The organism is Bartonella sp. AP150HLJHH, assembly GCF_042196385.1.
Lineage (GTDB): Bacteria > Pseudomonadota > Alphaproteobacteria > Rhizobiales > Rhizobiaceae > Bartonella.
On record NZ_JBHIQC010000001.1, the window covers coordinates 286095 to 310312 of the forward strand.

At 35.3% G+C, this 24218-nt stretch carries 15 protein-coding genes and 3 tRNA genes; 8 read left to right on the forward strand and 10 right to left on the reverse strand.

The genetic code is table 11. The annotated features are described in order from the left end of the window. Positions 1–6: 6 nt before the first annotated feature. A complete protein-coding gene (fabA, locus tag ACFING_RS01085; RefSeq protein WP_273722474.1) occupies positions 7–516 on the reverse strand; it encodes a 3-hydroxyacyl-[acyl-carrier-protein] dehydratase FabA in 510 nt (169 codons plus the stop codon). Positions 517–749: 233 nt separating this feature from the next. Here fabA and irrA point away from each other — a divergent pair, with 233 nt between their 5' ends. Next, positions 750–1262, forward strand: coding sequence for an iron response transcriptional regulator IrrA (gene irrA / locus ACFING_RS01090; protein ID WP_375611439.1), 513 nt, complete (start codon positions 750–752; stop codon positions 1260–1262). Between the two features lie 46 nt (positions 1263–1308). Here irrA and ACFING_RS01095 read toward each other — a convergent pair whose 3' ends face one another. The 4 genes from ACFING_RS01095 to ACFING_RS01110 form a co-directional block, all read right to left on the reverse strand. Then, a complete protein-coding gene (locus tag ACFING_RS01095) occupies positions 1309–1875 on the reverse strand; it encodes an SH3 domain-containing protein (RefSeq protein ID WP_375620834.1) in 567 nt (188 codons plus the stop codon). A gap of 1470 nt (positions 1876–3345) precedes the next feature. Continuing rightward, positions 3346–3579, reverse strand: coding sequence for a 30S ribosomal protein S21 (gene rpsU / locus ACFING_RS01100; protein ID WP_012754552.1), 234 nt, complete (start codon positions 3577–3579; stop codon positions 3346–3348). A gap of 188 nt (positions 3580–3767) precedes the next feature. Next, on the reverse strand, positions 3768–5441 hold the full coding sequence (locus ACFING_RS01105; protein ID WP_375629266.1) for a formate--tetrahydrofolate ligase: 1674 nt from the start codon (positions 5439–5441) through the stop codon (positions 3768–3770). Positions 5442–6197: 756 nt separating this feature from the next. After that, a tRNA-Arg gene (locus tag ACFING_RS01110) sits at positions 6198–6274 on the reverse strand. A 367-nt stretch (positions 6275–6641) separates the two neighbouring features. Here ACFING_RS01110 and ACFING_RS01115 point away from each other — a divergent pair. From ACFING_RS01115 to pgi, 3 genes are all read left to right on the forward strand, one after another. After that, positions 6642–7781, forward strand: a complete 1140-nt coding sequence (locus tag ACFING_RS01115) for an efflux RND transporter periplasmic adaptor subunit (RefSeq protein ID WP_375620832.1) — start codon at positions 6642–6644, stop codon at positions 7779–7781. Further along, complete coding sequence (locus ACFING_RS01120; RefSeq protein ID WP_375629269.1) at positions 7778–10912, forward strand: efflux RND transporter permease subunit; 3135 nt, start codon at positions 7778–7780, stop codon at positions 10910–10912. The genes ACFING_RS01115 and ACFING_RS01120 overlap by 4 nt, the downstream gene beginning before the upstream one ends. A 190-nt stretch (positions 10913–11102) precedes the next feature. Next, a complete protein-coding gene (pgi, locus tag ACFING_RS01125; protein ID WP_375620830.1) occupies positions 11103–12767 on the forward strand; it encodes a glucose-6-phosphate isomerase in 1665 nt (554 codons plus the stop codon). Positions 12768–13108: 341 nt separating this feature from the next. Here the strand turns inward: pgi and ACFING_RS01130 are convergent. After that, a tRNA-Ser gene (locus tag ACFING_RS01130) sits at positions 13109–13198 on the reverse strand. Between the two features lie 285 nt (positions 13199–13483). Between ACFING_RS01130 and rplU the strand changes: the two genes are divergently transcribed. The 4 genes from rplU to ACFING_RS01150 all read left to right on the forward strand — a co-directional run bounded on the left by rplU (position 13484) and on the right by ACFING_RS01150 (position 19530). Then, positions 13484–13966 (forward strand): 50S ribosomal protein L21, encoded by a 483-nt coding sequence (gene rplU, locus ACFING_RS01135; protein WP_375629272.1) that lies wholly within the window; start codon positions 13484–13486, stop codon positions 13964–13966. Positions 13967–13978: 12 nt separating this feature from the next. Continuing rightward, positions 13979–14248, forward strand: a complete 270-nt coding sequence (rpmA, locus tag ACFING_RS01140) for a 50S ribosomal protein L27 (protein WP_273723965.1) — start codon at positions 13979–13981, stop codon at positions 14246–14248. Between the two features lie 1404 nt (positions 14249–15652). Next, positions 15653–18184, forward strand: a complete 2532-nt coding sequence (ptsP, locus tag ACFING_RS01145; protein WP_375629275.1) for a phosphoenolpyruvate--protein phosphotransferase — start codon at positions 15653–15655, stop codon at positions 18182–18184. 1256 nt (positions 18185–19440) lie between these two features. Next, positions 19441–19530, forward strand: a tRNA-Ser gene (locus ACFING_RS01150). 473 nt (positions 19531–20003) lie between these two features. On the opposite strand, the gene ACFING_RS01155 is transcribed toward ACFING_RS01150, so the two are convergent. From ACFING_RS01155 to ACFING_RS01170, 4 genes are all read right to left on the reverse strand, one after another. Beyond that, positions 20004–21224, reverse strand: a complete 1221-nt coding sequence (locus ACFING_RS01155) for an MFS transporter (protein WP_375620827.1) — start codon at positions 21222–21224, stop codon at positions 20004–20006. Between the two features lie 365 nt (positions 21225–21589). Continuing rightward, positions 21590–21760 carry a hypothetical protein gene (locus ACFING_RS01160; protein ID WP_375611449.1) on the reverse strand — a complete coding sequence of 57 codons (171 nt, stop codon included), beginning with the start codon at positions 21758–21760 and terminating at the stop codon, positions 21590–21592. Positions 21761–23239: 1479 nt separating this feature from the next. Then, a complete protein-coding gene (locus ACFING_RS01165) occupies positions 23240–23470 on the reverse strand; it encodes a cupin domain-containing protein (RefSeq protein ID WP_375629320.1) in 231 nt (76 codons plus the stop codon). An 86-nt stretch (positions 23471–23556) separates the two neighbouring features. Further along, positions 23557–24129 carry a YqcI/YcgG family protein gene (locus tag ACFING_RS01170; protein ID WP_375629278.1) on the reverse strand — a complete coding sequence of 191 codons (573 nt, stop codon included), beginning with the start codon at positions 24127–24129 and terminating at the stop codon, positions 23557–23559. Positions 24130–24218 lie beyond the last annotated feature (89 nt).

The following is a 24218-nucleotide window of genomic DNA, read 5'->3' on the forward strand; positions in this document are numbered from 1 at the left end:
TAACGTTCAATCTTCTTTGAATAAAGCAACGCGTAAATCGTTCGCCTTATAAATAGTCTCTCCATCTGCTTTTAGCCACCCATCAGCTATTCCTAAGACTAAATTTCCACGTCGAATACGCTTAAAATCTATTTCATATTCAAGAATTTTGGTTTGTGGAGTTACCATCCCTGATAACTTTACTTCACCTGTTGATATTGCTCTTCCTTTGCCTGGTTCGCCTAGCCAACCAAGAAAAAAACCTGTTAATTGCCACATACCATCCAGTCCAAGACATCCTGGCATGACGGGATCGCCTATAAAGTGACAATTAAAGAACCACATGTCTGGTGTAATGTCAAATTCGGCGCGAACCATTCCTTTATCGTATTTACCATCAGTTTCACTAATTTGAGTGATTCGATGAATCATCAACATTGGCGGTGCTGGCAATTGCGCATTACCTCTACCAAACATTTCGCCGCGAGCGCAGCTTAGAAGCTCTTCATATGTGTAGCGAGACTTTTGTTCAGCCATTGTTACTCCATTTATTTGCATATATCTTTAATTTCTGCGCTTTTCCCAACCTACTTTTAGAGCAAATTTTAAAGAGAGGGAAATGATTTTATATCATTTTTAATGACAAAAGCCTTTTTTTATGTATTCTACATAGGTAATTATTTAAAAATGGAATACAAGATTACACCATACTATTCCCATTTTTTTGTATTTTGATCTTATTTAGCAGGAATGTATTTGGGTTTGTAATTATGTCAGTGAGTGCAGACAATTTAGATATGAATGAAGAGCAGCAGTTCACAAAAGAGTGTGGAAAAATTGTGCAATATTATTCCATTTCTATGTTAGAAAAACGTTTGCGTCAAAATGGTCTGCGTCCAACACGTCAGCGGTTGGAACTTGCACATATGATTTTTTCTCAAGGAAATCGTCATATTACTGCTGAAGAGCTCTATGAGGAAGCGATGAAGGCAGGTGTACCTGTATCTTTAGCAACGGTTTATAATACGCTTCATCAATTTACGGAAGCGGGATTATTACGGATTATTGCCGTAGAAGGCTCAAAAACTTGGTTTGATACAAATACCTCTGATCACTACCATTTTTATATAGAAGGTGAAAATCGTATTCTTGATATTCCTTACAATTTGGAAGAATCTCCCATTATTAGAAATTTGCCTAAGCCACCAGAAGGTATGGAAATTTCACATGTTGATTTAATCGTGCGATTGAAACCAAAAAATCAATCTTGTGATAGGCAGTGAGGATATTCAATGAGGAATAAAAATTAAACTTGTTGAGTTTGATTATTCACCAGCCTTTTACTTTTACTTTTTCATCAGGATAGATTCCCCATAACTGGGGTTGTTGAAGCCATCCGCGTGTATTATTAATGTTTAATTCGCACCATTGTCCATCACATTGGCGGATATTACCAATGACATTAGGTTCTACTTCTGCCACAAGTTCTGCGTTGTCGGTGGGATTTTTTCGTAGCATTAGTCTTTTAGTTTTATCTTTTTGCCATGGAATAGTTATAGCAGTTCGCTTTCCCGATAAAAGCGATTGATACACCCACCCCTCATCGCCTTCGGCATCACGAATTTTGCGCCATTGATCATATTCTTGAATGATTTCAATAGGTAAGCCCTTCTTTTTGTAGGTAAAAATGATAGAATAGTTGCTTCCTGGTCCGACGCGTACATTAACGCTGGTGGGTTTAATCGAAGCAAATCGCGGAAGTGGTAAACCACTGGGCCCTAAATTTTGATTAAATGTTTGTGCATGCAACAAATGAGGTGAAACTAATACAATGACTGTTGCTATTAAGATACATGATGCGAGTATTGAAACGCGAAACCAACGAGAATTTTGCACACCGAACTCCTTTATTTCATCATATATTGGAAATTTAAAATCTGAAAGATAAGACTGGAAACTGATAAAAAGTATGACACACTGCTCGTTAAAGAGATCTAAACGATGAGAAAATTGCTACAAAAATATCAAAATAAGGAAAACAAAAGCTTGTATCTCTTTTCTGGGTTTATTTTTCGAAATAAAAATATAGGTATACATATTATGAACAAAAAACTGTTCAGTGAAGGGGTTATTGTATAGCTTGAAAAGAAATTTTAAATGAACCAAATAATACGATGAATGAAACATTTAAGCGTAAAAATATGAGCAACATTATAGAGTAGATTGATATATGAAGGGCTAACAGAACACTTTTTCGTGATAATCCATTTTATAAAATTTGCTATAATCTTATGCCATGATAATGCTTATCCGTATTAGTAGATAAGCTGGCTCCATTGTTCTATTTACCAGCTTTCAATGTTATGCAGTTCCTATTATTTATGGTGTTCATAGGAAGCCTTTTTGTTTTTTCTTAAATAGCTTTTATTCTATTTGCGTACGAATCCCGCTTATGATGTACAAGAAAATAATCTTCATTGATTCAATATGAGAAGGTGTTGAGAAATTTTATGTTATTAAGAATTATTACTTAATATGAAAAATGATTACTTATAATAACAAATCTACGCGTTAAAAACTTTAACTCGTTATTTAAATTTTAAAAACATTTCCATCAAAAATGGTAATAAAAGGCACATTCATCCATATTAAAAAATAGTGTTTTCTCTGTTTATTATCAATTTTCTTTTCTCTAACTCAGTATAGAAGAAAGTTGAATGAAATAGAAAGGCTTATTCGATACACTGATGAGGGTAATTACATAAGTGATGAATAGAAGAATTTTATCAAGAAAAAAGAATCTGTAGTGCAGTGGTTGAAATTCGTCATCCTTTAGAGAGACAGAATCAAGGGATATAAAAGTTATGGAATTATATCGTTTTGTTACATAACTGAAGGTAAAGAGGATTATGCATTTAATATCATATATTTACACACAATCGCATATGGCGATAGTTGTTTTTGTTTTGTAAAAAGACCTAGGATGATCGAAAGATGTAGAATATTTAATGACAAAAAAGAAATTCATCATGAAATTTATACATAAGAAGCGGTTATTTAAGAGATATCCAGAAGGAAAAAATTATAGCGAGAAGTGATAACAAAACATCCCGCACTCAATTTACATAGGAAAAAGTCGCTTAAATATCTAAAGTGTAGTTTGTTATCTATTTTTTGAAATATAAGAGTGAAATAAAAACCACCTCTATGATAGAAACCTTATTATTTTCAAATAACTAACATATTAGATAACATTGTACATAAAAAACTACACACAAGCAATTCATCGCAATCGCCTATGAAGATAAAATTTTCTAGTAGCTTACTATCTATTGCTTATGCAATTATATAATATCATAAAGTATATTACTTTACCGCAACAGTTCGTCCGTTACTAACAAAACCTTCTCTTTGTGCACGCTTACGAGCAAGCTTACGTGTACGACGAATAGCTTCAGCTTTTTCACGAGCACGCTTCTCAGATGGCTTCTCATAATAACTACGCATTTTCATTTCACGGAAGATACCTTCACGCTGCATCTTTTTTTTCAACGCACGGAGCGCTTGGTCAACATTATTATCACGAACGAGTACTTGCACTATCTATCCTGCTTTTTTCAGTGTCATAAATGATAGGAAAAAACCTACGTCCTTTTAAAGGCATATCCAAAAGGACAAGCACTTATATCATATAAATGAGACATTTGTCTATATCGCTTTTTAAAATTCTATTTTTTTTACAATAAAAACGCTTTTTATAATGAATGATAGAATTTACGGTTATAAATTTATGAAAGTCCTTGTATTTGATCATTTTCGTCAAGATGAATTTTTTCAGCCGTGGGATAATGGGGTAGTCCCGGCATGGTCATAACATCTCCACAAATGACAACAATAAAACCGGCTCCCGCACAGAGACGAACTTCTCGTATGGGAATTTCAAAATCAACAGGAGCTCCGTATTGCGTGGGATCAGAAGAAAAAGAATAAGGTGTTTTTGCCATACAAATAGGGTAGACGCCAAAACCTTCTTTTTCCCAAGTTTCAAGTTGTTTGAGAATAGGGGCTGAGATGATGGCGCCACGTCCACCGTATAGCTTTGTTATAATACAATTAATTTTTTGAACGAGTGGAATATCATCTTGATAGAGAACTTTAAAATCAGAATCGTGCTTTTCAATCAAGGTAACGAGTTCTTGTGCAAGTTCTATAGCGCCTTTTCCACCTTGTTCCCAATGCTTACAGATAATAGCTTTGTGTCCAGTTGTTGCAACTATTTTTTGTAATGTTTTTATTTCAGCATCGCTATCGCTGTCAAAATGATTGATAGCCACAACACAAGGAATACCGTAGTGCTTCATATTTTTTATGTGTCGTAAAAGATTGGCTGCCCCTTTTTCTAAAGCGGTGATATTTTCTTCTGTCAGGTTATTTTTATCCAGACCACCATTCATTTTTAATGCACGAATAGTTGCGACGATCACTGTAGCATTTGGTACAATACCTGCTTGCCTACATTTGATATTGAAGAACTTTTCTGCTCCAAGATCTGCTCCAAACCCTGCTTCTGTGACAACATAATCAGCAAGTTTTAAAGCAGTTTTTGTTGCTATAACTGAATTGCAACCATGAGCAATGTTGGCAAAAGGTCCTCCATGAACGAGAACAGGATTATTTTCAATTGTCTGTACGAGATTGGGTTGTATAGCATCTTTGAGAAGAACTGCCATTGCACCTTCCGCATTGAGATCAGCAACGGTGATGGGCGTTTTATCATAACGATAAGCAACAATAATTTTTTTGAGTCTTTGTGTAAGGTTTTCTAAATTTTCAGAGAGACAAAGAAGCGCCATAATTTCTGATGCAACAGTAATATCAAAACCTGTTTGACGTGGAAAACCATTTGTTATGCCCCCCAATGAAATGACAATATCGCGCAATACACGGTCATTCATATCAAGAACGCGTTTCCAAACAATGCGACGTGGATCAATGTTTAGAGTATTTCCCCAATAAAGATGATTATCTATCATTGCGGCAAGAAGATTATGAGCAGCTGTAATAGCATGAAAATCACCGGTAAAATGTAAATTAAGGTCATCCATTGGAATGACTTGCGCATAACCACCACCAGCAGCACCACCTTTTACACCAAAACAGGGACCTAAAGATGGTTCTCTCAAGGTAGCTATTGTTTTTTTACCAATAAGATTAAGAGCATCACTTAGTCCAACTGTTGTTGTTGTTTTGCCTTCTCCGGCAGGTGTGGGATTGATAGCTGTGACAAGGATAAGTTTACCATCTGGATTTTTATTAAGCGATTTTATGTATTCAGAAGAAATTTTAGCTTTATCATGACCATAGGGAATGAGATTTTCATGTGAGATACCAATTTTTTGTGCAATTTCAATAATATGTTGCTTTTTAGCAGTGCGAGCAATTTCAATATCAGTTTTAGGCATGGAAAAATTCTTTAAATTCAGCTTTTATTAATGTTTGGGATCTGTACCCCATGGATTAATTAGAAAAATTCATAAAGAACAGAAAAATATTAAGATATCATAGAAATCGTTGATATGCCATGCAAGAGATAATGCTAAAGAAGCACAAGAAGAGTTTTATTGTTTTTTAGGAAAAAGAATCACTTTGCTTTTAAGCAGTAAAAATACGTTTAATTCAATTAAAAATGTTACAAAAAGAAGCTGTGGTTTGCAACAAATGCTGATGATATTAATGGATACCATAAGTGTTTCATAGTAGTACGTTTGAGAAGTAGTTTATTTATTCTTTCCAACAACACACTGAAAAAGTTTCACATGGTGGTAAACCGGAATTTATGGCGGCACATCTGAAGTCCCTCTTAAGATGGGACTGCTAGGAATAAAATATCCAGAAACATCCAGTTATGGAACAATTAGAAATAAGCACGTAAAAAATTACCTAACTGAGTAGAGAGTATAATCCGGAAGAGACCAAAAACAAGCGCATAGATTGAAAAAAGAAAACAACAACATACGCTACTCATGCAATCGCTACGATTATAAGCTAATAAAAGCACCTTAGAGCTGAATTGAAGGATTCATAACATCTTATTCTAGCAAAATGGCTAAAGAAACGACTCACAACAGAATGAAATAACAAAATACAAAGATAGGTAAAAATAAATCACAAAATAAAGAATTTAAAAAATCTGACTTTATAAGTAAGATATTGATAGATGGCGCACCCGAAGAGATTCGAACTCCTGACCCCCAGATTCGTAGTCTGGTGCTCTATCCAGCTGAGCTACGGGTGCATACATTTCAATTTTTTACATTGTCTAAGACAAAGGGTTCCTAATCGTTTCATTAAAGAAATGCAAGTGAAACTTGAGTCGTCATAAAAAAATCTCTCTTTTTTTATGATATATTTTAAAAAAGGATATAATATATTATGGCTTCAGTTGGTTTTGATATGAACATTTTTTTGTCATGACCATACAAAGCAATATGAACGATAGTTAACTTGACGTTTTAATCTATGAAAGATAGTCAAGCAGAGGTGAGATGTGTTTTTTGCGGTGGGGGTAAGATATATACACCCGCTGTTGGGTTTTTGTGTAAAACGCCGATATTACTGTTGAAAACTATTTCAGATGAACATGACACAGCAAGGGCGGATGTATGGCGTTATTAAAAAAGAGCTTTCCATTAGTGTTTTTAATCGTTGTTTTAACGGTTACTTATTGGGCTGGAAAAAAGAGTGCAGACCAACCCATTTCTATGGTGGATAAAACAAGAGTATCGGATAAAGCTTCAAATGAAAAAATGGGAAGGCCACCGGTAAATGTTGTCGTTGATCTTGTAAAAGTTCAAGATCTTTACGAACAACTTAACGTTCTTGGGAGTGGAAAAGCTCTTGCAGAAGTCGAGCTTACCCCTTTATCCTCAGGTGTTATTGATAAGCTTTTTGTATCAGCGGGTACAAAAGTACAAGCTGATGATGTGATTGCAAAGCTTGATTCTAAAAAAGAAGAAATAGCGGCTGCAAAAGCAAAAGTGCAACGTGATAACAATGCATTGACGCTTTCGCGTATTCTTAAATTACGCGCCAGCAATACAGCAACGGAAGTTCAAGAAATTATGGCACGCTTAGAGTTGGATAACGCAAATTTAGTTTTGCGTAATGCTGAATTAGATCTCGATCGGCGAACAATTCGAGCACCGATTCCTGGAGTTGTTGGTATTTTGCCCGTTGATGCGGGGAATAACGTGACCCTTAATACTGTAATAGGCCGTATTGAGAATAGAGAACGTATTTTGGTCGATATATGGGCCCCTGAACGATATGTGTCGCGCATCCATAAAGGAGATGAGGTAACGGCAACGTTAATCGCGCAGCCAGATAGATCTTTTGTTGGTCATATTTATGCGATTGATAATATCGTTGATCCAGAAAGTCGCACACTTCATGTTCAGGTTGAAATCAACAATGAAAAAGATACGCTCATGTCTGGTATGTCCTTTTCTGTTTCCTTGCAGTTTCATGGTGGTTCTTTTCCTGTCGTTAATCCTCTTGCAGTGCAATGGAATAGTAAAGGGTCATTCGTTTGGCGTGTGAGAGAAGGAAAAGTAGAGTCTATACCCGTAACAATTATTCAGCATAAAGCGGATCAGGTTTTCGTGAAAGCTCCCCTAGAAAATGGTGATCAAGTTGTCATTCAAGGGGTGCAAATGCTTTATCCAGGAAGTAAAGTAACTATTGATGATCCAAAGTCTCATCAACAGCAATTATCAGTAGGTTATGGAACGGATATACAATGAGCCAAGAATTGAGCACAAAACAGCCTATGTCAAAGGTGGAGCAAGGTGGTCTCATTACCTTATTTATTCGCAGACCGGTTTTTACTCTTGTTTTGAATGCTATGATCATCATTGCAGGATTTGCAGCATGGTTAAATGTTGATGTAAGAGAATTACCCGATGTTGATACTCCTGTAACAACGATTGTGACGATGTTTTCTGGTGCATCGGCAGAAACAATTGATCGTGAAGTTACAAAAGTTATAGAAGATGCTGTTTCTCGTGTTTCAGGTGTTAAGACGATTTCTTCAACGTCTTCTTTTGGACGCTCCCGTGTGAAGATTAACTTTAATGTCGGTGTTGATTTGAATGTTGCAGCATCTGATATTCGTGATGCTCTCTCTCGTGTTACCTATTCTTTACCGAAAGATGCGGATTCGCCTTTGATTATTAAAGCAGATTCGAATGCTGCTGCCATGATGTATTTGGTTGTGACGTCACCAACAATGAGTGTTGATGATTTAACCACGATTGTAAACGATCAGATTGTTGATGCTATTTCTGCTGTTGATGGTGTTGGTGATGTACAGGTCGATAGTGCTCGCACAAAGATTTTTCAGATTGATATAGATCAAGCAAAACTTGCAAGTTATGGATTAACTGTAGCAGATATTTCACGTGTTCTTGCTGATATGACAACAGATGTGCCAGTAGGGTCATTACGCAATTCTAAGCAAAGTTTAGTTGTACGTGCTACTGCACGTTTAACAACACCAGAATCTTTTGAACAAGTTGTTTTAAAGCCTCATGTGCATCTTGGTGATGTTGCGCATGTTACTTTATCGCCGGATATAGAAACAGTTATTCTTCGTATCAATGGAAAGACAGGTATTGGATTAGGTATCGTGCGTAAAGCACAATCCAACACTCTTAATATTTCTGAAGGTGTGAGAGCCGTTGTTGATAATCTCAAAAGTATTGTTCCTTCTTCTGTAAATATAGACGTTATTAATGACGATGCAATTTTTATTAAAAGCGCTCTTCATGAGGTTGAAGTTGCGTTGGGTATTGCTATTTTGAGCGTTATCTTGGTCATTTTTCTTTTTCTCAGAGACATTCGTGTAACGCTGATACCTGCTTTATCTCTTCCTGTCGCTTTGATTGGTACCATTGCGGCTATTTATCTTGTAGGGTTTTCATTGAATATTCTCACATTTTTAGGACTTGTTTTAGCAACAGGGCTTGTTGTGGATGATGCCATTGTTGTTCTTGAGAATATTGTTCGGTGGCGCAACATGGGTTTAGGTTCCAGAGCAGCAGCGGTGATAGGAACACGTGAAGTATTTTTTGCTGTTTTAGCAACAACATTGACTTTAGTGGCTGTGTTTGTTCCTATTTCCTTTCTTCCTGGGCAAGTTGGAGGTCTTTTTAGAGAATTTGGTTTTGTTTTGGCAATTTCTATTTTGCTTTCTTCAGTTGTTGCCTTAACGCTTTGTCCAATGTTGGCTTCGCGTTTTCTCAAAGAACATATTGAGGAAAAAGAGGAAAAGTCCCATCATTTTGCTTTTTTATATAAATTAGGTACTTTTTTTCATAAGGCATATACTTACAGTTTGCATAAGTGTTTAGAAAAGCCTTGGGCTGTTGTTTTTGCTTCACTTATTTTTGCGGGTCTTTGTGTTGGAGGCTATACGAAGCTACAACAGGAATTAACGCCAGCAGAAGACAGAGCTGTGATCTTTTTGGTTATTAATGGACCACAAGGTATTTCAACACAATATTTGAACGAGCAAATAGAGCAAATTGAAGCAAGTCTACAGCCATTACGTGATGCAGGGGAGATTGCTAACAGTTACTCTATTGCGGGTGCTGGCGGTTCACCCAATACTGCTTTTTTGATTTTATTGCTTTCATCTTGGGATAAACGTTTACGGAGTCAGCAAGAAATCGTGAAAGATATTAATGCAAAGGTTAAACAGTTTCCCGCAGTTTTTGTGTTTGCTGCGCAGGGAAATTCTCTAGGTGTGAGCGGAACTGGGCAAGGGTTGCAATTTGCAATTCTTGGCAATGATTATGCAATATTACAACCCATTGCTGATAAGCTGGTAGGTGCTTTACAAGATGATCCGCGTTTTATTCGCCCACGCCTTACTGTTGATGCAACGCAACCGCAATTTTTTATTGAAATCAATCGAAAAAAAGCCTCCGATTTAGGGATTGATATCACCAATTTGGGCGATACATTACAAACAATGTTGGATGGTAAAAAGATTGGTTCCATTAACGTGGATGATCATTCTTACGATGTTAAATTGATATCGCGTACAAATTCTATGAAGAGTCCTAGCGATTTAGAAAATATTTTTTTAAAAACCAAAGACAATCGATATGTTCCTTTATCGGTTATTGCGCGTTTACATGAAAAAGCTATTGCTCCTCAATTAAAACGGGAAAAACGCATGAGTGCTGTTATTTTAAGCGCAAATCTTGCTCCAGATATCGCTTTAGGGGAAGCTTACCAAACTGTACAGAAAATTGCTTCTCCTTTGTTATCAAAAGGAACCTATTTGGTTCCCTTAGGGGAAGCCGAAACGCTTAATGAAACATCTTCCAATTTTATGATTGTTTTTGGCATTGCCTTTTTGATTATTTTATTGATTTTGGCTGCTCAGTTTGAAAGCTTTATTTCAGGATTCATTATCATGGCCACTGTCCCATTAGGGATTGGTTGTGCTGTAATTGCTATGCTATTAAGTGGTGTGAGTCTTAATATTTACAGCCAAATTGGATTAATTTTGTTAATTGGTGTTATGGCAAAAAATGGTATTCTCATTGTTGAATTTGCAGATCAATTACGTGATCAGGGAAGAAGCGTGCGTGAAGCCGTAGAAGAAGCAGCAAACATTCGCCTTCGTCCAGTTTGTATGACAATGATTTGTGCCATTTTAGGAGGTATTCCTTTGGTTTTAGCCAAAGGTGCTGGCGCAGAAGCTCGTATAGCTTTAGGTTGGGTTATCGTTGGTGGCTTAGGTTTAGCAACTATTTTTACGCTTTATGTTACACCGGTTGTTTATCTTTTTTTAGGGCGTTTTATAAGACCAAAAGCAGAAGAAGATTTACGTTTAACAAAAGAACTCAATCAAGTTAAATGATGTATATGATAGAAAAGATTTGAAAATTTATTCTTGTAAAAATATCATTTTCGGATCTTATCCTTTATATTTTGTATATTCCTTCATTTTTATGTGAGCAGTGAAAATAGCGAGCAATAAAAGAGATGCTTTCTGCTTTGTTATTGTTTGGGCATAGATTTCATTATCAATAACCGTATAGGATAAGCTTATGGGAGATAGCTTTTCGATTCGAAATGAAATGGCTTTTGAAGCCACATTAAAAGCTTTAAGAAACCATGCCGCAAAGGATGGGGTCTATGATATTCGTCGGCATTTTGTAGAAGATGAACAGCGTTTTTCCCATTTTTCCCTCAGACTTGATGATCTTCTTTTCGATTTTTCAAAATGTGGTGTGACATTTAAAACATTGCAACTTCTAGATGATTTAGCGGTCGCAGCAGATGTGTTAGGCCGGCGTGATGCAATGTTTTCTGGTAAGGCGATTAATACAACTGAAAAACGCTCAGTTCTTCATATTGCATTACGTTTACCTGCTGATGAAATTTTCATGTTGGATGGTCATAATCTTATTCGCGATATTCAAGACGTCTTTGACGATATGGAAAGATTTTCTGAAAAGGTGCGTGATGGAAGCTATAAGGGAGGCAGTGGCGAGAGAATAAGTGATATTGTCAATATTGGTATTGGTGGTTCTGATCTTGGTCCTGCAATGGTCACGTATGCTTTAAAACCTTATCATGATGGTCCACAGTGTCATTTTGTTTCGAATGCTGACAGTGCCCATATTTCTGATACTCTCTCTATTTTGAATCCAGCAACAACGCTGTTTGTCATTGCTTCTAAAACTTTTACAACGGCTGAAACAATGGTCAATGCTCAAGTTGCACGTCAGTGGATTTGTTCACATTTAGGAGAAGAAGCCGTTTGTACGCATTTTGTTGCTGTTTCAAGTGCGCTTGATAAAGTGGCAGAATTTGGCATAGATTCCACAAGAGTTTTTAAATTTTGGAATTGGGTTGGAGGACGTTATTCAATTTGGTCAGCCATTGGACTTGTTGTTATGTTTGCAATAGGTGGTGGAAATTTTCGCCAATTTCTCAATGGTGCTTTGCAAATGGATCAACATTTTAAAACTATGCCTTTGCATAAAAATATTCCTATTCGTTTTGCTCTTTTAGGATTCTGGCATCGTGTTATTTGTGGTTATTCATCACGTTCGATCATTCCTTATGCACAGCGTTTAATACATTTTCCAGCTTATTTACAACAGCTTGATATGGAATCAAATGGTAAGCAAGTCTCGCTGGATGGAAAACCATTAAGTTTTTCAAGTGGTCCAATTGTTTGGGGGGATTCAGGAACAAATAGTCAACATGCTTTTTTTCAGCTTCTGCATCAAGGAACAGATATTATTCCTGTAGAATTTATTTTATTTATAAAAGGGCATGAGAAAAAATTACATTCTATGTATGAGATGTTGCTAGCAAACGGTTTAGCACAATCAAAAGCCTTGATGAAGGGGCGTAGTATTGAAGATGCTCGGCATATCTTGATAAAAAATGGAGTTGATGAGGGTGAAGCAGATCATTTAGCACGTCATAGAAGTTTTAAAGGAAACCGTCCCAGCATTACGCTGGTTCAAGATTCATTAACGCCTTTTGCACTCGGTCGTCTTATTGCGCTTTATGAACATCGCACTTTTGTTGAAGGGATTTTAATGAATATTAATTCATTTGATCAATGGGGTGTTGAACTTGGTAAAGAATTAGCAAACGAGTTACTACCAATTCTTCGTGGAGAAAGTAAAGCGGATAATCGCGATAGTTCAACATTAGGGTTGCTAGCACATATTCAAGCAAGACGTGCAAAATAAATATAATTTGACAGTAGGTTTTGTACTAACTAAGCAAAAGTAGAATGAGAGAGAAATATGAGATAATTCTTTAATTTTACTATGCGTTCTCTTGTTATCTGAACTAGATTTATGTAACAGAAAATCAAAAAAGTGCAAAAATTGTAAAAATGAGAATTTATTCGCAAAAACGATAAAGACCTTTGAAAGGTCTTTGAAGATCCTTTGAGAACCTCTTAAAAACTCTTTGAGAAAAAAATAAATTGGTACAAAACCTAGTGGCAAAATATACAAACCCCGCTGGCAAGCTACAGACAAGCTACGATTAAAGACAGTTTTAATAATATCGCTTTATAAATTAATGGCGGAGAGAGAGGGATTTGAACCCCCGATAGAGTTGCCCCTATGCCGCATTTCGAGTGCGGTGCTTTCAACCACTCAGCCATCTCTCCATAATAAAGTGAAACAAAAATCGGCACTATTTGAGTGTATAAGGGGTAGATAACCTTCAATTGTTTTTGGTACAACCTTTTTTTCTTTTTTATGGGACTTTATTGACAGAGAATAGAAATTCCTTCATATGTACAAAATATAAGCGTGGGGAAATCTGCGCATATTTGTGTTGAAGAAGGTTTTATCCTTCTTTGGGACCTATTACGACTGATAAAAAGCAGCCTATTTTCCCTTATTTCAAGGCAGAAATTAAATAAGAGCTGGAGTGAACGGAAGGATAAAAAATGTTCGCAGTCATTAAAACTGGTGGTAAGCAATACCGCATTGTTGCTAATCAAGTGGTAAAAGTTGAAAAAGTTAGTGGAAATGCGGGTGATGTGGTTGAATTCAATGATATATTAATGGTTGGGCAAGAAGGTAATGCGGTTATTGGTACCCCTGTCGTTGCTGATGCATTGGTGACAGCTGAGATTTTAGAACAGGCACGTGGGCGCAAGGTTATCGCATTTAAGAAGCGCCGTCGTCAAAATTCTAAACGCACGCGTGGCCATCGTCAAGAATTTACGAGGCTTCGTGTTTTAGAAATTTTAATGGGTGGTTCAAAACCTAAAAAAGTTGCTGCGAAACCTATAAAAGAAGAAGAAGAAACTACACCAAAAGAAACAAAAGCTGCTGCTTCTGTTGAGAAGACGGCTAAAAAAATGGTTGAAAAAAAGACTGCGTCGCAGAAGAAAGCATCTGTAGCATCAAAGAGTAAGAAAGATTAAAGGAGAGCATCTATGGCACATAAAAAAGCTGGTGGTTCCTCGCGTAATGGTCGTGATTCAGAATCGAAACGTCTAGGCGTTAAAAAATTTGGTGGTGAAACCGTTATTGCCGGAAATATTATTATTCGCCAGCGTGGTACACGTTGGCATCCTGGAAACAATGTCGGCATTGGAAAAGACCATACGCTTTTTGCATTATCAAATGGAAAGGTTTCTTTTCAACGCAAAGCGGGTAATCGTTCCTATGTTTCAGTCATTCCTATGGTGGAGGCAGCAGAGTAATCTGTAACACTCTCTAGCCATCAACGGGATTTCATTGAATTGTAGTTGTGGTTTTATAAGTATTCAAAGGGAAAGATGAATCTCATCTTTCTCTTTTTGCGTTGGTACTATAATAAATGTAGAAGATAAAAAGGTAGAATCGGGGAAATGGCTTTTCTCAATGAGGGAAAAAGTTTGTGCGCTGTTATGTTAGTATTTAAGTACTGAACATATTGATATTATGATAGAGTTTGTTGATAAGTTTCTGTATAATAATCAGTGAGGAGAGACTTTCTTTTTATGTATGAAGAAGCGTCGAGTAATTTCTTATAAGAGAAGCAGTTTGTTTTCAGAAAATTATGAGAAATTTAATGAGAGCATTATTGATGTAATCATTTTGATAAAGATGGATCTTTTTATCGGCATTGTGGTATTGATGAGTTGTCATACTGTTTTTAGGTGGTAGTGTGGGTAGGTGGGGCTATTCATTTAAAAAGACATAGGGATAAAAAATCCATAAGAAGGTAGTCAAAACTACTTTGAAAGTGACGTGCATTAAGGAATTTTCGGTAAATCGAGAGTGAAATTATATTTTTAAGGAGTACGGTGTTTAAAGATATAAAAATAACCAACTTGCAATCAGCGCCCTTCAAGAATATTTTTTCTGATTTCACTATTATTGTGTATTGTTGAAAATAGACAAGCATAAGAGCTAGGGTTAAGGCAATAATTGCTTTTCATTTTTTACTTTATTTATCTTATTTGTAGAGTTTTTCTTGATTTTAGTAGTTGGTGATGGTGCTTGGGAGGGGATGTCGTACTTTGCAAATGTGCGACAGAGGGTATTGTGTATTTGCGATATTGATTGAAGTAAAGGTGTAGCTTAAAATATATAAATATTATATATCGAGAGTTTGATATCATAAGATGGGTAGCACGGAATTTTAAAGATGATAAGTTGCATGGAGCAATTTGTAATTATGTAATGAACTTATAAAGAGGGATAATAGGTTAAATAAACTTTGAGGAATCAATTAAAATATTAGCTGAAGTTACGGATGATTGGGAAGGATGCTTTCTTGTAGGGAGAATAGTGAAAAGTTATGTTGGATAACTTAGGATAATGAGAGCATTTTGAAAGCATAGTTTTTCAGGTGATTGGTGCTGTAAAAAACGGGGTTTTGTCTTTGTAAAGTAAAAGAGTAAGAGGCAGACTTGTTTATGATGGTTTTAAGCACTGAGGTGGATAATAATATCTAATTGTTTTATCGGTTATATTGAGGTATTTAAGCACCTCACTTAGCTATATTCTGTAAAATATAAAGAGAGCTGTGGTGGTATTTATAGCTTGTATTTTGGGAAATGCAGCTTTGAAAAGGAATGTATCAGAGATATTGGTGTTCAAATGTGAGGCAATTTGAATTCATGATGAGATATGAGAAAGCAGAAGCAATGAATGTAGATTTTACTGATGGTGAAATCTTGTCTATAAGATCTGTACAACTTGCAGCTGCTTTTGATCATAAAAATGATGCAATTTATGCTGCTGCTGAATTGCTTGTGCAGGTTGGTGCAGTTGATAAGTGTTATCTGGCAAGTATGCTTGCACGTGAAGAAACAACCAATACTTGGCTTGGAAATGGTATAGCCATTCCTCATGGTATGGCTGAAAATCGTGATTTAATTATCAAGGATGCTGTTGCTGTTATACAGGTGCCTGCTGGTGTTGAGTGGCAGGATGGCAAGAAAGCATATTTGGTTATTGCCATTGCAGCGTGTCCAGATCGCTATAGAGAAATTTGTAAAAAATTGACGTCTCTTTTATTTGATAAAAAACAGCTTGAAGTACTTGCAACAACTATGGACAAACAGCAAATTGTTACAACTTTGTTTGACCAAGAGATGAAGATAGAAAAAACTTTTATTGGTGACCTTTCGGTGTGTCAGGAATGGACTTTAGATTATCCAAGTGGTCTTCATGCACGACCAGCTTCTCTATGGGTTGATTTTGCGAAAAAGGCTCAAAACTCTATCAGAGTTCGCCATGGTCAATATACCGTTGAAATGAAAAATTTGGTTGGTTTATTGCAATTAGGAGCAAAAAACGGTGATGTTCTGATTTTTTCTACAGATGCTGCAGAAGGAGCACAACTTCTCAATGATGCCATTGCTATTGCAAAAAAAGTGAGTATTAGTGAAAAATGTCTGATGAGAGCAATGGAATCTCAAACAAAGGCTTTTCATGGTTGGTATCCACGCTCTATGCAAAAAGGCATTTCTGGTGTTGGAGCGAGTTCAGGATTAGCATTTGGTAAGATTTTTGTTTTAAGGCAAAATGATATTTCCATAATAGATCAGCCAATTGATTTTGCAGCTGGTGCAGCATGTCTTGAAAATGCTCTTACAAAAACAAAACATAAAATGGCATCTGTGATTTCTGATATTACAGTGCGTATGGGAGCAGATTCTGCTGCGATTTTTTCTGCGCAAATGGTTTTGCTTGAAGATGAAAATTTAATAGCTCAAGCTTGTCGTTTTATAGCGGAAGGTCATGGTGTCGCTTGGTCTTGGGATAGAGCGGTTCGTCAATTTTCAGATATGTTTTTTAAGGTAGATAATCCTTTGTTAGCAGCACGTGCTGTTAATTTAGTTGATGTTGGTCGACGTGTTTTAGGTGAAATCAATCCATCCTATAGATCGTTCTTTTTAAATGATATTCCACATGGTGTAATTCTGGTTACAAATGACCTTTCTCCTTCTGATGTAGCACAACTTGATTGTACAAGGGTAAAAGGATTAGCAACAGCATGGGGAGGTCCATTATCTCATACAGCTATTTTGGCGCGTACTCTTGGTATTCCAATGGTTGTTGCTGCAGGTGATGATATTTTAGCAATTCAGTCTGATATTCAGGCTATTATTGATGGCGATAACGGGTTTATTTACCTTAATCCTACGCTTGAAGACGTTGAAGATGCTCAAAGGCATATTGATACTGTTGCGCAAAAACGTGTCAGTGAAATAAATGCATGTAGATTACCAGCGCAAACGACAGATGGTCAAAGAATTCGTATCATGGCTAATGTCAATTACGCAAATCAGGTTCCTGTTGCGCTTGATTTAGGGGCTGAAGGTGTTGGACTCATGCGCACGGAATTTTTGTTTTTAGAGAATCCATATATTCCGGATGAAGAGCTACAATTTAATATATATCGGGCGATGATTACAGCTGTAGGAGATAAGCCATTAATTATTCGTGCACTTGATATTGGTGGAGATAAACAGGTTACGCATTTACATTTATCTAAAGAGGACAATCCTTTTTTAGGTGTTCGAGGAACGCGGCTTTTGTTACGTCGACGTGATCTTTTGGTGCCTCAATTACGTGCTTTATATCGAGCGGCAAAAGAGGGTGGAGATCTATGGATTGTGTTTCCGATGGTCATGTCTGTTTCAGAGATTGTCGCTATAAAAAAGATTGCAGAGGAAATCCGCAACGATGTTGATGCACCAAAATTAAAACTTGGTATTATGATCGAAGTTCCAGCAGCGGCCATTATGGCAGATGTATTAAGCGCCCATGTTGATTTTTTTTCAATTGGAACCAATGACCTAACACAGTATACAATGGCTGTTGATCGGCAAAATCCGTACCTTGTGTCTGAAGCTGATAGCCTTGATCCAGCAGTTTTGCGTATGATTTATCATACTATTCAGGGAGCTGCACAACATAAGTGTTGGGTTAGTGTATGTGGTGGTATGGCTGGAGATCCTTTTGGTGCAATGATTTTGACTGGATTGGGAATTAATGAGCTTTCTATGATATCTTGCGATATTTCTCCAGTAAAGGCGTGTTTACAGACTCATAGTTTTGAAGATATGAAAATTTTAGCACAAAAAGCATTACAATGTGAAACTGCACGAGCTGTACGTGCTCTAAGCAAGGATATAAGGTAATAAAGAACATTAAGGGGAAAGAACGAGCTCATTTTGCAGACTAATCAGATCTTTAGTGCTGTAAAACATTAATACAGTATATTAATTTATAATGGTAATTTATCGTTTTACATAATGAGAACCCTGAATATTGTAGGGTTTTTTCGTTTTAAATTTCTCTATATTTAATTAATAAAAATTACTCTTTTATACATTACAAGGAGGAGTAATGTATGGATAAAAACACTCTAAGAAAGAATAAATTCCTTTTATGCATTCTCTCAAATAGCAATAGATATTGTAACATTAGGCGACAAATAGCGTGATAGTACTTGGCTTTTACTTTTTATTTAAGGAAAGATGATGTTATCCAATAGATTTTATACCATTCATAGATACCGTATGAGGTAGATGTAGCAAGCTTTAAGAGATGTTTTTTTACAAACGTGTGGATGGGAAAGAAAATAGTATTTTTAGAGTATTCTGTTTTGTGATGAGACCATATCACGCTTAAAGAATGCGATAATCAAAAGTATGAAGTAATACATAATTTTTTTTAAATAATTGAGATTACTTTAGATATTTTGAAAACTGTAAAGCTGGATTTAAAAGTATATGGTAAAAATGAAAACAGGTTTGCATTTTTATGATTTTGTATTTGATCAAAATGAGACTATTTTTTCATTTCAGAAAATAAGATATATTCATACATATTAAATTAAAAATACAAAGTTTTTTCTGAATTTTATTTTCTTTAGTATCAACTAAATATAGAAGTGTGAAATTGAATAGAGGATTTAGAATAGGGCTTATTATGTAATCCTATGAAAGAGAAAACTGATACCATCACACTATTTTACAGCTCTCAATGTTGCAAAAATTCGTGCTATTTAAGAAAATGCATAAGAGCCGCTTATCCTCTCTTAAAATGTTCTTCCCCCACATACCATCCCTTCCTATGACGTATAAGTAAGTGATTTTAATTATTTGGTTGTGTAAAACTATGGGCTGTATGCTAATTTTAAGAGAAGTATTTTTTTGTAAAGCAGAAAGTGCGTAAATGAGCATGAAAGTTTATAACTGGTGACAATCTTTTTATTCTCATTATTGTATTCTACAAACCTATCCACGAAAAAAGTTTTTTCTTAAAAAGAAGGGATGTGCTTGTTATTCAACAGATAAAAGCTCTTACTTTAATAAATGAATTTGTTTTTTGGGTTTTGAATGTATAGTTTAGACTTGCACGTTATTTCTTTCTGGGTATAGTGCGAACTTCTGGAGAGGTGGCCGAGTGGTTGAAGGCGCACGCCTGGAACGCGTGTATATGGGAAACCATATCGAGGGTTCGAATCCCTCTCTCTCCGCCATTAACCTAAAACGAACTTTCATATGCCTTATATGCCATAGCCTCAAAAGCCCAGCATTTGCAGGATTTTTTATTGTTTGCAATTCACCAGTTCGCGTCGATCTATGCTTATCATTATGTACACCTAGAAATTGCTGTTGAATTTCCATGAATTTTATACTTTTTAAGCTCCTCTCCTCTCGATCTTAGATAACCTGATCTAGCATAAACGATCTCTTCAAATATCATTAAAGGATTTTTGCCATTATCACTAACTTCTGGTAGAGCTTTTAGAATTAATGGTGATCATAGTGCTATTTGCAATTTCGTTGATTAACGGGCTAAATGCGTTTTATCCACATGAGAGGTAACGAATACCTCAGCTTTTCTCACGCAATGTGTTTATTTAAAATTAATGTCATGAATATTTGTACAAAATTTTTATCTATACGATAATCAAAAAAAGGCTGACGTAATATAATAATTGAACATCATTCATGCGGCGCTTTCTTTTATCTCTAAGCTTTGTATGTAAATAGATAGTCCGTGCAAAATAAATAAAGGGGCGCAAAAGCCTATAAATACACACAGGACGTATAATATAGAAAATGAAAAAAATTTTCCTGCATATAAAAGCACAATAGAGAATAAAGCTGTTATGATGCGTACACTGGCATCGCCTGCCAAAATCACCTCGGCTAAATTTTCACTAGGTGTGATAGCTTGTCCAATTGTTATGCCCGATACCCTAAAATAAAATTGCCCAATACCTAATAAAAATCCCATAATATAAAGGGAATATTGAGTAAAATTTAAATATAAAACAAAAGAGATTGCGATCACGGCAAAAGCTGGTGCCCCCCATACAAAAAAACGAATTAAAGATGGAAATTTCCGTAAATAATAAGATGAGATAAGACCATTGATCACAAAACCCAGTGCTGACAAAGCAAAAATAGAATTTTGAATAGCTGTAAATTTTATATTATCTGATGTTATAGAAGCAAGAACAAGTGGCAATAAAACAATAGGCCCCGTATAGAGAGAATTATTCAAAATACGATTAATCGTTAAAAAACGCAACGCAGAAATCCGCCAAAGGCACCTGAACCCAACTCCATAAGCTTTTTGAGATGGCTTTTTTAATAGCTCTTTTGCTCTGTTTAGTTGTTGTATAGACTTTATACGAAACCATAAGCTGGCATTCAAAAGATAGATAAATACAATAAAGGCTATGGCTATTTTGTGCCCCAAATGCGCAATTATAAAATATATAAGCAATGGGGATATAATAACAAAAAACTGACAGCAACTAGTGTAAAATGCAAAAATTCCAGCTTTTTGTTTGGGAGCTGGAATCAGCTGATTCAAGGCACTATTGTTATTTGGGTTATCAGCCCCCATCAAGAGAGCAAGTAAAAAAAATACAAACAAAATAAGTACTGGATTGTTCATAAATAATAAGAAAGACAATAAACAAGCGCAAATAATTTGACTATAAAACCCAATTATAAAGCCTTGATAGTGCGCCAACACGTTTCCCAAACATAAGCCAGCAATTCCAATTGCGATTAAATTAACGACATTTAAAGTAGCAGACGCTTCTCCCGTTGTATCTTGGAATTGTAACAAAGAAAGGCCAATAGATAATACACCACTAGCACAAAAACTCGTCAAACAACCAATCATAATCATAAGAAAAACAGAATTACGCAATAGCCTCCTCCCTCTTAAACAGAGACTCAAGGCATTTTATGATTTTCTCCATTGTCGAATATGGTTCGGTACTAAATTCCAGTTTTTCATAAAAGTTTAGTTCAAATGCGTTATAGGCACTTATTTTTTGAAAGTCATCTGTCAGCATGAATTCTATACTTGGCAACCTTGTACCCATAGATTGAGACAAATAATAGGAAATTACTTTCCAATACATATAGGTACGCTCTCTTGCCAAATAATTTTCCAAGGCATATTTCAAGTGACAACCACTTAAAATATATTTCGGACAATGGTGTAACGGATAATAAATACAAATAGCACCGGCTTCATGTCCCAGACAAGAAGAAATATTAATATTTTTATCATTTCATAATATTATAAAAACGCTCAGTGAGCAGATCTTCCAAATTTAGTCTAGTCACAACAAGATTGGTTGCTAATTTTTGAGAAACATGAGACCAAGCCAATCTTACTACTAAAGTTCCAATAACCTTTAAGTCAGATTCTGGATAAGCTTTTTTTAAATTTTCCACCCATATGTCTCTGTGACATATAATAATTGGCTCATCTCGTCTGAATGAACAAGATGTAATTCTAAACCAATATTATCACAAAGTTTTGAGCTCTTGAATTCTCCGTATCCTAATCTGGTATTCTTAAATCATCATAGGAACTAAGAATTTTTAAGTATTCCAACTTTTATTAAACGTTGTAACAATCTATTAGAATCTCCCCTTCACTGACTTCGACAATTATTTTCTCACCACTACAAGAACAAAAAATTATCTTTGAATTTGCTTACTTTTAGAAAGAAAAATGAGCAATACTTTTCCTTAACTAAAAGAAACACGCTCTATACCTTTTTCTTTATGATTATCAAAAAACTATCCCGTTACAATTAACCATCAATTATTAGAATAATATTCTGCGTTTAGCCTAATAAACTGTTATAATCAATGTTTTTCTCTGTTCTAAAAATCAGTGCTTTTCATTCTAGAGATACTCGTAATTGCTGTAAAATCTTTCCTAAATAACACGATCATCCTGAGAAGTTTTATACATACACACTACATTATACGGAATGCTATGTATTTTTTAACTTACTCAACTAACAAACATCTTTTAATGGACAAAATAAATCACGAAATTTCTGTGCTGTCACAATTCGAAAAACAATCATATATCTCCTTCCAATGATAGACGATGTCATTAGAAGAAAGCTTTAATGATATTGGTAGAATAAATTAACCAGAAAAAATTGCAGCGCTGATGGAATAAATTCTATTTTATACCTTGTAATTCTATCTAAATTTTAATCATTTTTGTTAAAGGTTCTTATGCAATTTTTTCTACATTCAGCATCATTTTACCACTTGTTGGCAACAAAAGATTAATAGCTAAATTCACCTATGTCATAATAGTTCTTTTTTGGGTAAAATAGGACATCTTCAATTTCGATATATAAATATTTTAATTCTTTAATATATTCTCTTCACATGCTTTAGATTAACAACACAACAAAACCCAAAATAAAAATATTTATTTTAATTAAGTTATTGAATATTATTTAAAAAGTATGGAAATAAAGTGATGCAAGAGTTAAAAATTATTTAAAAATTCAAATCCATCTACATTTTAGAGCCATCACGCATGGTAATAGCAGTTTTCATTAGGTATACTAAATATGCTTGATAACTTTTCTGCTTCATGCTTGTAGGGAATTTCAGATAGAGATAATACCAGAATCCATTCGTGAATGCTCGACAATAAAGCTGTAAACAAAATTATTTCCTTTTTGTTTAATCCGTTAAGCTTGATCCATTTTTTTTCCTAAAGAATAACGTTCTATTTTGTACTGTAAAATGCGGTTTCTGAAAAGTTTCCACGTTGGTTTGGGTAGAGGACGTAAACTTCATAGCCTTATTTTCCGCAGAATCTATGGGTGCATTATGGGAGGCAGGAGTAAAAGAATAAAATCCTGTATGAGAAAGAATCCATTAAAGAGCGTGCGGTTACCCATCTCTAATATCTCCAATAGTGAGATTTTCTGTAGCAATTGCATATATGCATCCTACATCTGCCGCAATTGATTTGTGCCTTGTATTGGCAGGTAGATGTATAATATCTCCTAGTGTACAGGTTATATGTTTTTCGCTATAGAAAAAATCTAACTCACCCTCTATAATTAAGAGAGTTTCATCGACCTGGTGAATATGCCAATCGTGTATTTTTTTTTGGAAAATCTCTTTGTATCTCTATTGATCCTTGCTCTGGAAGCATCATTTTGAATATATCATAGATATTTTTATTTAATTTAATTTTAGAAAATTTAGTCATTATCGTGCTCCATTATATGATATGGGCAAGGTGGGGATTCAATATTATTATCTTGCAGGAAGTATTGCGTCCATTCTCTATTTTGGGGTTCGCCATATTTTCCTAAAAAAGGAGATTTTGTGATAATATCAAAAGGTTCAAGTCTTTTTGTTACAGCGGAGAATGCATTTTTTGCTTTTTGTTCTGTATCGAGCAGATCAGAAAAAACCCACCTAGGCTGGAAAGTTAACATAAATGTAGAACTTCTCCTACTTATTCTGTTTATATGAGACGGGATATTGCAAACTATAAACATAGGTTCGCCATGAAAGCAGAACTCCCATAGACGATTGTACATATTTTTTGGTATATGCTTAGGCCATTCTTGGTCATCAAGAGTTCGCAAATCTTTAAGTATAGACCAGAATTTTTCTCTATAAACTTCGATACTTTGTATGGGGGCAGGCTTCTCGAATGCAACAAAAGATGTGTTCTTTCCAAAACTTTTATAGTTATCGCAATAAGTTATCAGGTCTTCCATCATATTTTTTGCGGTCAACTTATTGTAGAACCCAAATCTAAGCATATTTTTTGAGTATCCATTTACACCGAATAGGCAGAAAAGGCCTAATTGTGTTATTCATGGTTGCATTGAATTCTTTAAAAATGACTTGC